This is a genomic window from Streptomyces sp. enrichment culture, assembly GCF_964273145.1.
Taxonomy (GTDB): domain Bacteria; phylum Actinomycetota; class Actinomycetes; order Streptomycetales; family Streptomycetaceae; genus Streptomyces.
Genome location: NZ_OZ186873.1, coordinates 1,930,022 through 1,942,833 on the forward strand (window position 1 = coordinate 1,930,022; position 12,812 = coordinate 1,942,833).

Below are 12,812 nucleotides of genomic sequence, written 5' to 3' on the forward strand. Positions count from 1 at the left end.
CGTCCCGCTCCCGCCGGTCACGCCCCGTCGTACGGCCGCCGCTCCTTCGCCTCCCGCAACGCCGTTCCCCACCAAACCAGTTGGTCGAGCATCACCTTCACCGCCGCGTCCGGGCCCGAGGGGTCCTTGGGGCGGCCGTCGTCGAAGGACGCGCCCGCGCCGTGGAAGGAGACGGTGTCGCGGATGGTGACGGCGTGGAGTTCGGCGAAGACCTGGCGCAGCTGCTCCACGGCGCGCAGACCGCCGGCCAGTCCGCCGTAGGAGACGAACGCGACGGGCTTGGCGCGCCACTCGGCGTAGTGCCAGTCGACGAGGTTCTTCAGGCCCGCCGGGAACGAGTGGTTGTACTCGGGCGTGAGGACGACGAACGCGTCGGCTCCGGCCAGTTTCGGAGTGACCTCCGCGAGCGCGGCCCTCGCCTCCGGCGTGGGGGCGAGGGACGTGGGCAGGTCCACCTCCGCGACGTCGACGACCTCGGGGACCAGGTCCTCGCGGTCGCGGAGCCGGCCCAGCAGCCAGTCGGCGACGACGGGGCCGAAGCGGCCGTGGCGGTTGCTGCCGATGATCACGGTCACGTGGAGCGGCGCGGTCACGGTGTCCGCCGGGGTCATGGTGTGGGTGGTGTCCATGCGTCACACCCTCCGACCTCGATCCCGGTTGAGGTCAAGTGGTGGCCCGGGGCGGGCCGTCACGGATCGCGGTCACCCGTTCACACGCGCGCCCTGGGCCCTTCGGGTTCTCTTCCGCGATCCGCCCGCGGGCCACCCGCCCCGCCCGGTGACCTGCCGAAACGACGCCGGGGCGGGGCATGGGCCGGGCCACCGCGCCACCCGTTCACCTCATTTGCGGCGCTTCCTCGGGGAGCGGACCGGGGCCGGTGCCACTTACCTCGAAGGGACAGGGCCACCGAGACGCTCAAGGAGCATCGATGCGACGTACCGCCCGCCTGCTGACCGGTACCGCGCTCGCCGTCGCCGCCGCGGGCCTGGTCGCCGCGCCCGCGTACGGGAACGAGGGCGGGGGCGGAGACCTGAGGGTGTATCCGTCGTCGGTGGTGCCGGGCGACCGGGCGACGGTGAACACGGCGGCGTGCGGTGACGGCGACACGGCGGTGGGGGACGCCAGCGCGGTGGGTGCCGGCGCCTTCACCCTGGCGCCGACCGCGCACGACGGCGAGGCGATCGGCGAGTTCCGGGTACCGCCGAGCGCGCAGCCGGGGACGTACGAGATCACCGCCACGTGCGCCGAGGGCGGGCGCCGGGTGGCGGGCGACCTGGTGGTCACGCTGACGCCCCCGGGTGAACCGGTGCACCCCCGGGGAAGCGTGAAGACGGGGGTCGGCGGCGCGTTGGGCCCCGACCCCGTACGGACCGCGGCCGGCGTGGCGGCACTCGCCGTCGCCGCCGCGGGCGGTACCTGGCTCCTGCATCGCCGGGCGAGAGGCGACGGGATCTGACGGACACCCTCCGCTGTCCGTCCGCCGGTACCGCACTCCCCTCCCCCTCCGGGTCCGACCGCCCCTCGCGGCCCGGAGGGGGTCCGGGGTCCGGGGCCCGCAGGGGCCCGAGGAACACGAGGAGGCCCAGGAGGCCCGGGAGCCCGAGGAGAGGGGGCGTCATGCGCAGGGCCGGCACCGCCGCCATGACGGCCGTCACCGCGACCGCCCTCTGTGCCGGCGCGTGGCTGCTGGCCAGCGGTGCCGAGACCCACCCGCCGCCGCAGCCGTCGGCCGCGCAGGCCGGCGCCGGGACGACCGGCCCGCCGGGCACCGGGCGGGCCGGTGAACCGCCGGCCGCGGCGGCGCTGCCGCCCTCCCCGCCCGACCGCATCCGCATCCCGGCGATCCGCGTCGACGCCCCGCTGACGGGCCTGGGCCTGACCCGCACCGGCAGCCTGGAGGCGCCGCCCGCCGGGAGGAAGAACCTCGCCGGGTGGTACGAGGCCGGCACCACGCCGGGCGAGACGGGCACCGCGATCGTCGCCGGGCACGTCGACGACGCCGACGGCCCCGCCGTGTTCTACCGCCTGGGCGCCCTGCGCAAGGGGAACCGGATCGAGGTGGCCCGGCGCGACGGCGGCGTGGCGGTGTTCACCGTGGACGCGGTCGAGGTGTACGCCGCACGGGCCTTCCCCGACGAGAAGGTCTACGGGGCGGCGCGGCGGCCCGAACTACGGGTGATCACGTGCGGCGGCGCCTGGTCGCGCGCCACCGGCTACCAGGCGAACGTCGTCGTCTTCGCCCACCTGACGGACAGCCGCTGAGGCCGCCGGCCGCTCCCCCGCGTCGCGGTGGGCGGCCCCGAGGACGTGCTCCCTGCCCCAGGCACCCAGCGCCTCCAGCGCCTCGTTGAGGGCGGCACCGCGCGGCGTCAGCGAGTACTCGACCCGGGGCGGGACCTCGTCGTACTCCTCGCGGTGCACGATCCCGTCAGCCTCCAGTTCCCGCAGCTGCGCGGCGAGTACCTTCTCCGTCACGCCGGGCAGCTCCCGGCGCAGCGCGCCGAAGCGGCACGGCCGTTCCCCCAGCGCCCACAGGATCAGCACCTTCCACTTGCCGCCGATCACGTCCATCGCCGCGTCGACCCCGCAGGCGTACGCCCCCGGCCGCCGCAATGCCCTCATGACCGCCACCGCCACCCTCCTCCCTTCCCGCCGCCTTCATGCTTTCCCGAAGGTAACCACTCACTGCAAAGTACGTACTTGAGCCGATTGTTCCCGGGGCGGAGGCTGATCGCCATGAACAGCGACTCGATGCACGAGAAATCCGCTCCCCCCGCCCCGCTCACCCTTCTCGGCGCCGGTGCCATGGGCACCGCGCTCGCCCGCGCCTGGCTCTCCGCCGGGCACCCCGTGACGGTCTGGAACCGCACCCCCGCCCGCGCCGAGGCCCTCGCCGCCGACGGCGCCACGGTGGCCCGCAGCGCCGCGGAGGCCGTGGCCGCGAACCGGCTCGTGATCGCCTGCCTGCTGGACGACGCCTCCGTCGGCGACGCCCTCGGTGACTCCGAGCTGGCCGGGCGGGACCTGGTGAACCTCACCACCGGGACGCCCGCCCAGGGCCGTGCCCGCGCCGCGTGGGCGCAGGAGCGCGGCGCCCGTTTCCTGGGCGGCGGCATCATGGCCGTGCCTCCGATGATCGGAGTCCCGGAGTCCGGCGGGTACGTCTTCTACAGCGGCTCGGCGGACCTGTTCGAGGAGCACCGGGACACGCTCGCCGTGCCGGCCGGCACGCGGTACGTCGGCGCGGACGCCGGTTTCGCGGCGCTGCACGACGTGGCGCTGCTGAGCGCGATGGAAGGCATGTTCGCGGGCGTGTCGCACGCCTTCGCGCTGATCGGCGGGGAGAAGGACATCGACCCGCGGGACTTCGCGCCGCTGCTCGTGGACTGGCTGACCGCCATGGCCCCGGCCGCGCACCAGGTCGCCGAGCGGCTGCGCAGCGGCGACTACACCCGGGGCGTGGTCTCCAACCTCGCGATGCAGGTGGCGGGCGGCGCCACGCTGGTGCGGACGGCGGAGGAACAGGGCGTGAGCACCGAGTTGATCACCCCGTTCCACGATCTGATGCGGCGACGGCTCGCCGACGGGCACGGGGAGGAGGACACCACGGGCGTGATCGACCTGCTGCGGTCGCGGTGAGGTGACCGGCGGTCCCGCGGCGGGTGGCCTCGCGGGCGCTTCGGCGCGCGGCCCCGGCTCAGGACGCCCACTGCTCGTACGCCAGGTTCGCCACCAGCGCGAACACGACCGTCAGCAGCACGATCCGGACGAAGCGGCTGCCCTTCCTCAGCGCCGTGCGGGCACCCAGCATGCCGCCCGCGAGGTTGAAGACGGCCATCAGCGCGGCCAGTTGCCACAGCACCGCGCCCTGCCAGGCGAACATCGCGAGCGCGCCCGCGTTGGTGCAGCAGTTGACGATCTTGGCGGTGGCGGAGGCGGTGACCAGGTCGAGGTGGAGCAGGGCGGTGAGCGCCAGGACGAGGAACGTGCCGGTGCCGGGGCCGATGAAACCGTCGTAGAAGCCGATGCCGAGACCGGCCAGGCCGATCGCGGCGAGGACCCGGCGGCGGGAGGCCGGGCCGCCCGCGGGGGCCGTGCCGAAGGCGGGGCGCAGGATCACGAAGGCCGCGACCCCGAGCAGCACCACCATGATCACCGGCTTGAGGACGTCCGTGCTCATCCCGGCCGCGAAGAACGCCCCGGCCGACGAACCGGCCAGCGCGGCCAGGCCGATCCGCACGGCGGTGCGGACGTCCACCGGGGCCTTGCGCGCGTAGGTCACCGCCGCGCCCGTGGTGCCGACGATGGCGACCGCCTTGTTGGTGCCGAGCGCGTGCGCGGCCGGGGTGCCCGCGGGCAGGCCGAGGAGGAGGACCGGCAGCAGCAGGAGTCCGCCGCCGCCGACCACGGCGTCGATCCAGCCGGCCGCCAGGGCCGCGAGACACAGGAGGACCACCACGGCCAGCGATATGTCGGGCATGATCGCGACCCTATGGAGCGGACGCGGGGAGCGTCCATCGGGCTGAGGGTCTTCTGAGGTTCGGGGCGCGGGACACGGCCGGGGACCCGGCGGCGCCCCCTCACACCCGCCCCCCTCCCCCGCTGAGGGCAGCGTTCCCCCCGGGAAACAGGCGTGATGCCACCGGGTAACACCGGCGCCGCACGCTCGGTGCCATGACCTCGACTACGCGTGTGGTGGTGATCGGCGCCGGCCTCGCGGGCGTGACGCTCGCCCGGCGGCTCGGTGAGCTCGGCACGCCCGCGCTGCTGCTCGGCGACGAGGAGCACCCCCCTTACAACCGGGTGCTGCTCGCCGAGGTGCTGGCCGGACGCTACGGCCCCGAGGTGATCGCGCTTCCGGCACCCGCGGAGCCGGTCCGCTCCCGGGTGACCGGGATCGACCGGGCCGCGCGGACCGTCACCTGCGCCGACGGCTCCCGGATCGCCTACGGCACGCTGGTGCTCGCCACCGGCGCCAACCCCGTGCTCCCGCCCCTGCGGGGCCTGTTCACCCCGGACCGCGAACTGCCCGAGGGCGTGCACGCGTTCCGCACCCTGGACGACTGCCTGAGCCTGTCGAAGGCGGTACGGCCGGGGGTGCGGGCGGTCGTCGTCGGCGGCGGGCTCCTCGGGGTGTCCGCCGCCCGCGCGCTGGCCGTGCGCGGCGCGCAGGTCGTCCTCGCCCAGCAGGCCGAGCGCCTGATGGAACGCCAGCTCGACCCGGTCGCCTCGCGGCTGGTGCGGCGCCACCTGACCGGCCTCGGCGTCGAGGTGCACACCGAGTGCCGGGTGCGGGACGTGCGCTGCGCGGGCGGGGCGGTGCGCTCGGTGGAGCTGGCCGACGGGTACGCCCTCGACGCCGACCTGGTGGTCCTGGCCTGCGGAGTCCGCCCGCGCGTGGGGCTCGCCCGGGACGCGGGGCTCGCCGTCGGCCGGGGCGTCCTCGTCGACGACGAGCTGCGCACCTCCGACCCGCACGTCCACGCGATCGGCGACTGCGCCCAGCACGCGGGCACGCTGTACGGGCTCGCCGCCCCCGCGCTCGAACAGGCCGGCGTCCTGGCCGAGCTGCTGGCCGGGAACACCGCCGCCCGCTACACCGGCACCCGCTCCCTGACCCGGCTCACCCTGACCGGGCACGCCGGCCCCGTGCCCACCGGCACCGGGTACACCGGCGCCGAGACCGGCGGCCCCGGACCGACCGGCACCGAACCCGCCGGTACCGGACCCGCCGGTTTCCTCGACCTCGCCGCGTTCGGCGAGACCGACGCCCGCCCCGGCGACGACGTCGTGCAGCTCACCGACGCCACGCGCGGCACCCACCGCAAGGTCGTCGTCCGCGACGACCGCCTGGTCGGCGGGGTCCTCGTCGGCGAACTCGGCACCGTGGGCGCGCTCGCCCGCGCCTGGGAGGGAGCGGAACCGCTCCCCGGCGACGGCCCCCTGCTCCACCTGCTCACCAACGACGGAGGCTCCTGATGACCGCCACCCCGGGGGGCACCCCCACGATCGTGCTCGTCGGCCACGGCATGGTCGGCCAGCGCTTCCTCGAAGCGCTCGCCGAGCGCGGACTGACCGCCACGCACCGCGTGGTCGTGCTGTGCGAGGAGCCGCGCCCCGCCTACGACCGCGTGCAGCTCACCTCGTACTTCTCGGGCCGCACGCCCGAGGACCTCTCCCTGACCGACCCGGCCTTCCTCGCCGACCACGGCATCGAGCTGCACGTCGGCGACCCGGCGGTGGCCGTCGACCGCGGGGCGCGGAAGGTGACGGCCCGCTCGGGCCTGACCGTCGGCTACGACGTCCTCGTCCTGGCCACCGGCTCCTACCCCTTCGTACCGCCGGTCCCGGGCAGGGACGCCGCCGGCTGCTTCGTCTACCGCACGATCGAGGACCTGCTCGCCATCGAGGAGTACGCCCGGACGCGGGCGGCGACGGGCGCGGTGGTCGGCGGCGGGCTCCTCGGCCTGGAGGCCGCCGGTGCCCTCAAGGGCCTCGGACTGGACACGCACATCGTGGAGTTCGCGCCGCGCCTGATGCCGGTGCAGGTCGACGAGGGCGGCGGCGCGGCCCTGCTGCGCACCATCGAGGACATGGGGCTGGCCGTCCACACCGGCACCGGCACGCAGGAGGTCGTGACCGGCCCGGACGGCTCGGTCACCGGCATGAAGCTGTCCGACGGCAGCGAACTGGCCGTCGACATGGTGGTGTTCTCCGCCGGCGTCCGCCCCCGCGACCAGCTCGCCCGCGACTGCGGCCTGGCGGTCGGCGAGCGCGGCGGCGTCACCGTCGACGAGCGGTGCCGCAGCGTCACCGACCCGCACGTGTTCGCGATCGGCGAGTGCGCGCTGGCGGCGGACGGCCGGGTCTACGGCCTGGTCGCCCCCGGCTACGAGCAGGCCGAGACGGCCGCCGCGACGATCGCCGCCGAGGACGCCGCCTTCACCGGCGCCGACCTGTCCACCAAGCTCAAACTCCTCGGCGTGGACGTGGCGTCCTTCGGCGACGCCCACGGCACCACCGACGACTGCCTCGACGTCGTCTACTCCGACTCCCGCGCGGGCCTGTACAAGAAGCTGGTCGTCGGCCGCGACGGCACGCTGCTGGGCGGCATCCTGATCGGCGACGCGGAGGCGTACGGCACCCTGCGCGCGCTGACCGGCTCCGTCCCGCCCGTCGCCCCCGAGTCCCTGGTCCTGCCCGCCTCCGCCGGCGCCCCGGCCCAGCTCGGCCCCTCCGCCCTCCCCGACGAGGCGGTCGTCTGCTCCTGCCACAACGTCACCAAGGGCACCATCCGCGGCGCGGTCACCGACCACGCGTGCACCACCGTCCCCGAGGTGAAGAAGTGCACCAGGGCGGGCACGGGCTGCGGCTCCTGCGTCAAGGTGCTGGGCCAGCTCGTCACCGCCGAGCTGGAGGCGGGCGGCGTCGAGGTCGACAAGGGCCTGTGCGGCTGCTTCGCGCAGACCCGCGAGGAGCTGTACGAGATCGTCCTCGCCCTGCGCCTGACCTCCTACCGGGAGCTGCTGGACCGCTACGGCCGCGAGGACGCCCGCGGCGGCGAGGGCTGCGAGACCTGCAAGCCGACCGTCGCCTCGATCATCGCCTCCCTCGCCCCCGCGATCGGCGCGAGCGGCTACGTCCTGGACGGCGAGCAGGCGGCCCTGCAGGACACCAACGACCACTTCCTCGCCAACCTCCAGAAGAACGGCTCGTACTCGGTCGTCCCCCGCATCCCCGGCGGCGAGATCGCCCCGGAGAAGCTCATCGTGATCGGCGAGATCGCCCGCGACTTCGGCCTCTACACGAAGATCACCGGCGGCCAGCGCATCGACATGTTCGGCGCCCGCGTCGAGCAGCTCCCCCTGATCTGGGCCCGCCTGGTCGACGCCGGCTTCGAGTCCGGCCACGCCTACGGCAAGGCGCTGCGCACGGTGAAGTCCTGCGTCGGGCAGACCTGGTGCCGCTACGGCGTCCAGGACTCCGTGCGCATGGCGATCGACCTGGAGCTGCGCTACCGGGGCCTGAGGGCGCCGCACAAGCTCAAGTCCGCCGTCTCCGGCTGCGCCCGCGAGTGCGCCGAGGCCCAGTCCAAGGACTTCGGCGTGATCGCCACCGCGAACGGCTGGAACCTGTACGTCGGCGGCAACGGCGGCGCCGTCCCGCGCCACGCCGACCTGCTCGCGCAGGACCTCTCCGACGCCGAACTGGTCCGCCTGATCGACCGGTTCCTGATGTTCTACATCCGCACCGCCGACCGCCTGGAGCGCACCTCCGCCTGGCTGGAGCGCATCCCCGGCGGCCTGGACCACGTACGGGACGTCGTCGTGCACGACTCGCTCGGCATCTGCGACGAGCTGGAGTCCCTGATGGCGGCCCACGTGGCCCACTACCGCGACGAGTGGGCGGAGACGGTCGACGACCCGGAGAAGCTCGCCCGGTTCGTGTCCTTCGTCAACGCGCCGGACACGCCCGACCCGGTGGTCTCCTTCGTCCCCGAACGCGACCAGATCAAGCCCGACCTGCCGCTGCTGTCCATCGGCGCACGGCCCGCCGAAGACGTCCTGGAAGGAAGCGCCCCGCGATGACCCTGGCACCCGAGACGACCGGCCTGAAGGTCCGGCTCCGCCTGGCGGACGGCTGGTTCACGGCCTGCGGCCCCGACGCCCTGCTCCCCGGCCGGGGGGTGGCGGTCCTGCTGCCCGACGGCCGCCAGGCCGCCCTGTTCCGCGACCGGACCGGCACCCTGTACGCCATCGACAACCGCGACCCGTTCACCGGCGCGGCGGTCCTCTCCCGCGGCCTGATGGGCACCCACCGGGGCCGCCCGTTCGTCGCCTCCCCGCTGCTCAAGCAGCGCTTCGACCTGGCCACCGGGCAGTGCCTGGACGACGAGGCGGTGCGGGTGACGGCGTACGAGGTGCGGGTCTCGTAGCGACGCCGCCGAAAAATAATTGACCGATCGTTTCAGATCGTCCTAGGCTGCTCCGCGTGGCCAGGACCAAGGAATTCGACCCGGACGCCGCGCTGCAGTCGGCCCTGGAGCTGTTCTGGCGGCGCGGCTACGAGGCGACGTCGATGTCCGACCTCGTCGAGCACCTCGGCATCGGGCGCGCCAGCATCTACGCGACCTTCGGCAACAAGCACGAGCTGTACCTGAAGGCGCTGGAGCGGTACCAGCAGGCGCACGGCCCGCAGCTGCTGCGGGAGCTGTCGCAGCCCGGGCCCGTCCTGCCCGCCGTACGGGGGGCCGTACGGCGCTTCGCCGCCGAGGCGGCGGCCGAACCGAGCCGCACCGCCGGCTGCTTCGTCACCAACACGGCCGCCGAACTGGCACCGCACGACCCGGCCGCGGCCCACCGCGTCCAGCGCAGCTGGGACAGCGCCGAGACGGCGCTGCACTCGGCCCTGGTCCGCGCCCAGGCGCAGGGCGAGCTGCCCGAGGACCGCGATCCGCTCGCCCTGGCCCGGATGCTGCTGGTCCTGATGCAGGGCCTGCGGGTCGTCGGCAAGGCGTCGGCGGACCCGGCACGGGTGCGGGACGCGGCGGAGCAGGCCCTGGCGCTGCTCGACTGATCCCGCGGAGCCCCGCACCGCACGCACGGGGCGTTCTCCATGCCCTCATATTGAATCGATCGGTCAAGAACAAGGGGAGATCATGACCCAGCGCTTCACCGGCAGGACCGCCCTCGTCACCGGCGCCGGCTCCGGCATCGGCCGGGCCGTCGCCCGCGCCCTCGCCGCCGAGGGGGCGAACGTCGTCGTCGCCGGGCGGCGGCGCGAACCGCTCGACGAGACGGTGGCCCTCATCGAGGCGGCGGGCGGCAAGGCGCTGGCCGTCCCCGCCGACGTCTCCCGCGCCGCCGACGTCGAGGCCGCCGTCGCCGCCGCCGTGGAGCACTTCGGCTCGCTCGACGTGGCGGTGAACAACGCGGGCGTCCTCGACGGCCGCGGGCCCGTCGCGGACGTCGACGAGGACGCCTGGCGCCGGCTGATCGACATCAACGTGACCGGCGTCTTCCTCGCCCTGCGGGCCGAGGTGCGCCGGATGCGCACCCAGCCCGGCGGCGGCGCCATCGTCAACATCGCCTCCCGCATCGGCGTGCACAGCCGCCTGCCGGGCACCACCGGGTACGCCGTCAGCAAGGCCGCCGTGTCCGTCCTCACCCGGGGGGCGGCCCTGGACCACATCGCCGACGGCGTCCGCATCAACGCGGTCAGTCCGGGCCCGACCGAGACCGCCATGTCGCTCAAGCCCGGCGAGACGGAGGCCCAGCGCGCGGAGCGCATGCGGACCGAACTCCCGCTGGGCCGGACCTCCACGCTCGACGAGGTGGCCGCGGCCGTCCTCTACCTGGCGTCGGACGACGCGGCGTCGGTCGTGGGCGCGGACCTGGTGGTGGACGGCGGCGCGACGGCCTGACCGCCGGAAACCCCGCGGGGGGCCGTTACGACCGGAACGGCCCCTTCACCTCGTAGGTGATCCCGCCCGACGACCTCCCGCTCGTCCCCCGCTGGCTGGAGAAGTACAGCCGGGTGCCGTCCGGGGAGAACGCCGGGCCGGTGATCTCCGACCCCGACTGGCCGTCGATGCGCAGGAAGGGGGCGACCACGTCGTCCGGGGTGATCACGCAGATCTCCATGTTCCCGCCGTCCTCGGCCACGAACAGGTCGCCGGAGGCGGAACCGGTGACGTTGTCGACCCCCGACAGCGGGGCCGCGCCGGACGGCACCAGGGAGTCGTCGTAGGCCAGTTCGATGGTCTGGGCGGCGGCGTTGTACTGCCACACGCGGTTGTCGCCCTTGGTGGTGAACCAGCAGGTGTCGTTCGCGTAGTGGCAGCCCTCGCCGCCGTTGAACCGCTTGGCGCCGGAGACCTGGTTGCGGGTGGCGGTGGCCCCGGTGGGGTCGGGCACCCGGGCCCAGGTGACCGGGCCGCCGGTGGTCCCGCTGCCCGCCACCAGCACCTCCAGCGTGCCGGAGGACAGGTCGCCCCAGGTGGTGGGCCGGAAGCGGTAGAAGCAGCCGTCGGTGACGTCCTCCGTCATGTAGACGACCTTGCGGACCGGGTCGGCCGCCGCGGCCTCGTGCTTGAACCGCCCCATGGCGTCCCGCCGCACCGCCGCCTTCGCGCCCCACGGGTCGGTCTCGTACACGTACCCCCGGTCCACCTCCTCGCAGGACAGCCAGGTGTTCCACGGGGTCTTGCCGCCCGCGCAGTTGGTGCGGGTGCCGGAGAGGATCCGGTACGCGCCGGTGATCGCGCCCGTCGACGAGAACCGCACGGCGCCCGCCCCGCCGCCCGGGTTGATCTCCGAGTTGGACACGTAGATCCAGCCCGTGCCGTCGGCGTAGCAGGCCCCGCCGTCCGGGGCGTCGTGCCAGGTGTACGAGGTGCCGGGGACCGTCTGCCGGGACCGGGCGACGACCCGGCTGGTGAACCCGCCCGGCAGTCTGACGCCGTTGGCGTCCGGCGCCCCCAGCGGCCCGTAGGGGCCGGTGCCGGGTTGGGCCGGCGCCGCGTACGCGGCGCCGCGCCACAGGGTGCCGCCCAGGGCGGCGGAGGAGCCGCCGAGGGCGGCGGCACGCAGGAGGGTACGACGTTCCACTCTCGCTCCAGAGGGTCCGTGACCGCCCCGCCGGCGGGCGCCGGCGGGGTCGCGCGGTCACGGACCCTAGGGGCACAGGATTGACAGTCCATGGACAATCAGTGACGCCCGGCCGTACGCACCCGCTCCGGGGACTCCGGGGACTACAGGGGCACGGCGACCGCGTTGAACGCCGTCTGCGGCGTCTGCGGGCTGGTGAAGCGCGCGTTGACGAGGTAGAGGCGGCCGCCGAAGCGGGCCGCGGTGGCGGGGACGTCGAAGCGCGGATCGGTGATCGTGCGGCGCAGGACGGCGGTGGCGGCCCGGGGGTCGAGGTCCCACACGCTCACCAGGTTCGAGCGGTTCTGCACGACGTACAGCGTGCGGCCGACGCGCACCAGCCCGTCCCCGTGGACGACGTCCTCCGCCCCGACCAGCGTGATCCTGCGGGCCGCCCCGGTGGCGAGGCTGACGTGGTACAGCTCGCCCGGGACCATTCTGACGACGATCAGACCGCGCCCGTCCGGCGCGGTGACCACGCCGTTGGCGTTGATGGCATCCGGGGTCTGCGTCCAGTCGCCGCTCAGCGGCAGGGCCCGGACCGATCCGCCCCGGCCGCGCGGGACGCCGTACAGCACCGCGTCGAACGAGTCGGTGAACCAGGCCCGGTCACCGAGCAACGCCACGTCGTTGACGAAGTGCCCGGACGTACCGGTGAGTTGGTGCGCGGCGACGACTTCCCCGGTACGGGAGTCGATGACCCGCGCGCTTCCGTCCCCGCCCCCGGCGACGTAGAGCAGTCCGTCGCGGTCGACCCGAAGTCCCAGGGCGGCCAGCCCGGCACCGCCCGCGTGGACGACCCGGCCCTCGCCGGTGCGCAGGTCGGCGCGGTAGACGGCGCCGTCGGCGCGGGATCCCAGGTAGGCGTACGGCCGCTCCCCGATGGCGATGCCCTCGGGGAGCCAGCCGTCGGGCAGCGGGAACGCGTCGGGCCACGCGGCCGGGCCGGCCGCCCGCGCCCCGCCGGCCCCGGTGGCGAGCGTGACGGCGGCGAGGGCGGCACCGCCGAGCAGGGCACGCCGGGACGGCCTGGGCAGCCGGGAAGGGGTCGGTTTCGTCATTGTTCGAGCCTCCGTGGAGAGTTCTCGGGACCGGGTGCGAGGGATCGGGTGCGAGGGGCCGCGCGGGACGTGCGTCCCGATGAAACACGAAGGGGGCGGGACA

General features: G+C 74.7%; 13 protein-coding genes. 8 read left to right on the plus strand and 5 right to left on the minus strand.

What is annotated here, in order from left to right:
* Positions 1-17: 17 nt before the first annotated feature.
* A complete protein-coding gene (locus ACSU6Z_RS08780) occupies positions 18-629 on the minus strand; it encodes an NADPH-dependent FMN reductase (protein ID WP_437044392.1) in 612 nt (203 codons plus the stop codon).
* Positions 630-928: 299 nt separating this feature from the next.
* Here ACSU6Z_RS08780 and ACSU6Z_RS08785 point away from each other — a divergent pair, with 299 nt between their 5' ends.
* Positions 929-1,456, plus strand: a complete 528-nt coding sequence (locus ACSU6Z_RS08785) for a hypothetical protein (protein ID WP_437044393.1) — start codon at positions 929-931, stop codon at positions 1,454-1,456.
* Between the two features lie 161 nt (positions 1,457-1,617).
* Entirely contained in the window at positions 1,618-2,262 is a 645-nt protein-coding gene (locus ACSU6Z_RS08790) for a class F sortase (RefSeq protein WP_437044394.1), read from the plus strand.
* On the opposite strand, the gene ACSU6Z_RS08795 is transcribed toward ACSU6Z_RS08790, so the two are convergent.
* Positions 2,170-2,622 carry a winged helix-turn-helix transcriptional regulator gene (locus tag ACSU6Z_RS08795; protein ID WP_437050233.1) on the minus strand — a complete coding sequence of 151 codons (453 nt, stop codon included), beginning with the start codon at positions 2,620-2,622 and terminating at the stop codon, positions 2,170-2,172. The two genes, ACSU6Z_RS08790 and ACSU6Z_RS08795, sit on opposite strands and share 93 nt — an antisense overlap.
* Before the next feature lie 114 nt (positions 2,623-2,736).
* Between ACSU6Z_RS08795 and ACSU6Z_RS08800 the strand changes: the two genes are divergently transcribed.
* Positions 2,737-3,639: an NAD(P)-dependent oxidoreductase gene (locus ACSU6Z_RS08800; RefSeq protein ID WP_437044395.1), complete on the plus strand. Its 903-nt coding sequence runs from the start codon at positions 2,737-2,739 to the stop codon at positions 3,637-3,639.
* 58 nt (positions 3,640-3,697) lie between these two features.
* On the opposite strand, the gene ACSU6Z_RS08805 is transcribed toward ACSU6Z_RS08800, so the two are convergent.
* Positions 3,698-4,480 carry a sulfite exporter TauE/SafE family protein gene (locus ACSU6Z_RS08805; protein ID WP_437044396.1) on the minus strand — a complete coding sequence of 261 codons (783 nt, stop codon included), beginning with the start codon at positions 4,478-4,480 and terminating at the stop codon, positions 3,698-3,700.
* A gap of 194 nt (positions 4,481-4,674) precedes the next feature.
* On the opposite strand from ACSU6Z_RS08805, the gene ACSU6Z_RS08810 reads away from it, so the two are divergent.
* From ACSU6Z_RS08810 to ACSU6Z_RS08830, 5 genes are all read left to right on the plus strand, one after another.
* On the plus strand, positions 4,675-5,979 hold the full coding sequence (locus ACSU6Z_RS08810; protein WP_437044397.1) for an NAD(P)/FAD-dependent oxidoreductase: 1,305 nt from the start codon (positions 4,675-4,677) through the stop codon (positions 5,977-5,979).
* On the plus strand, positions 5,979-8,588 hold the full coding sequence (gene nirB / locus ACSU6Z_RS08815) for a nitrite reductase large subunit NirB (protein ID WP_437044398.1): 2,610 nt from the start codon (positions 5,979-5,981) through the stop codon (positions 8,586-8,588). The genes ACSU6Z_RS08810 and nirB overlap by 1 nt, the downstream gene beginning before the upstream one ends.
* Complete coding sequence (gene nirD, locus ACSU6Z_RS08820; protein WP_437044399.1) at positions 8,585-8,935, plus strand: nitrite reductase small subunit NirD; 351 nt, start codon at positions 8,585-8,587, stop codon at positions 8,933-8,935. Before nirB ends, nirD begins: the two co-directional genes overlap by 4 nt.
* A 56-nt stretch (positions 8,936-8,991) precedes the next feature.
* Positions 8,992-9,576 carry a TetR/AcrR family transcriptional regulator gene (locus ACSU6Z_RS08825; RefSeq protein ID WP_437044400.1) on the plus strand — a complete coding sequence of 195 codons (585 nt, stop codon included), beginning with the start codon at positions 8,992-8,994 and terminating at the stop codon, positions 9,574-9,576.
* An 82-nt stretch (positions 9,577-9,658) separates the two neighbouring features.
* Positions 9,659-10,423, plus strand: a complete 765-nt coding sequence (locus ACSU6Z_RS08830) for an SDR family NAD(P)-dependent oxidoreductase (protein ID WP_437044401.1) — start codon at positions 9,659-9,661, stop codon at positions 10,421-10,423.
* Positions 10,424-10,448: 25 nt separating this feature from the next.
* On the opposite strand, the gene ACSU6Z_RS08835 is transcribed toward ACSU6Z_RS08830, so the two are convergent.
* Both ACSU6Z_RS08835 and ACSU6Z_RS08840 read right to left on the minus strand, forming a co-directional pair.
* Positions 10,449-11,609, minus strand: coding sequence for an alkaline phosphatase PhoX (locus ACSU6Z_RS08835; RefSeq protein ID WP_437044402.1), 1,161 nt, complete (start codon positions 11,607-11,609; stop codon positions 10,449-10,451).
* A gap of 143 nt (positions 11,610-11,752) precedes the next feature.
* A complete protein-coding gene (locus ACSU6Z_RS08840) occupies positions 11,753-12,709 on the minus strand; it encodes an SMP-30/gluconolactonase/LRE family protein (RefSeq protein WP_437044403.1) in 957 nt (318 codons plus the stop codon).
* Between the last annotated feature and the right edge of the window lie 103 nt (positions 12,710-12,812).

Bases quoted from the DNA above. Each gene is read 5' to 3' on its own strand.
- ACSU6Z_RS08780 (WP_437044392.1), bottom strand. From the start codon at position 629: ATGGACACCACCCACACCATGACCCCGGCGGACACCGTGACCGCGCCG.
- ACSU6Z_RS08785 (WP_437044393.1), top strand. From the start codon at position 929: ATGCGACGTACCGCCCGCCTGCTGACCGGTACCGCGCTCGCCGTCGCC.
- ACSU6Z_RS08790 (WP_437044394.1), top strand. From the start codon at position 1,618: ATGCGCAGGGCCGGCACCGCCGCCATGACGGCCGTCACCGCGACCGCC.
- ACSU6Z_RS08795 (WP_437050233.1), bottom strand. From the start codon at position 2,622: ATGAGGGCATTGCGGCGGCCGGGGGCGTACGCCTGCGGGGTCGACGCG.
- ACSU6Z_RS08800 (WP_437044395.1), top strand. From the start codon at position 2,737: ATGAACAGCGACTCGATGCACGAGAAATCCGCTCCCCCCGCCCCGCTC.
- ACSU6Z_RS08805 (WP_437044396.1), bottom strand. From the start codon at position 4,480: ATGCCCGACATATCGCTGGCCGTGGTGGTCCTCCTGTGTCTCGCGGCC.
- ACSU6Z_RS08810 (WP_437044397.1), top strand. From the start codon at position 4,675: ATGACCTCGACTACGCGTGTGGTGGTGATCGGCGCCGGCCTCGCGGGC.
- nirB (WP_437044398.1), top strand. From the start codon at position 5,979: ATGACCGCCACCCCGGGGGGCACCCCCACGATCGTGCTCGTCGGCCAC.
- nirD (WP_437044399.1), top strand. From the start codon at position 8,585: ATGACCCTGGCACCCGAGACGACCGGCCTGAAGGTCCGGCTCCGCCTG.
- ACSU6Z_RS08830 (WP_437044401.1), top strand. From the start codon at position 9,659: ATGACCCAGCGCTTCACCGGCAGGACCGCCCTCGTCACCGGCGCCGGC.
- ACSU6Z_RS08840 (WP_437044403.1), bottom strand. From the start codon at position 12,709: ATGACGAAACCGACCCCTTCCCGGCTGCCCAGGCCGTCCCGGCGTGCC.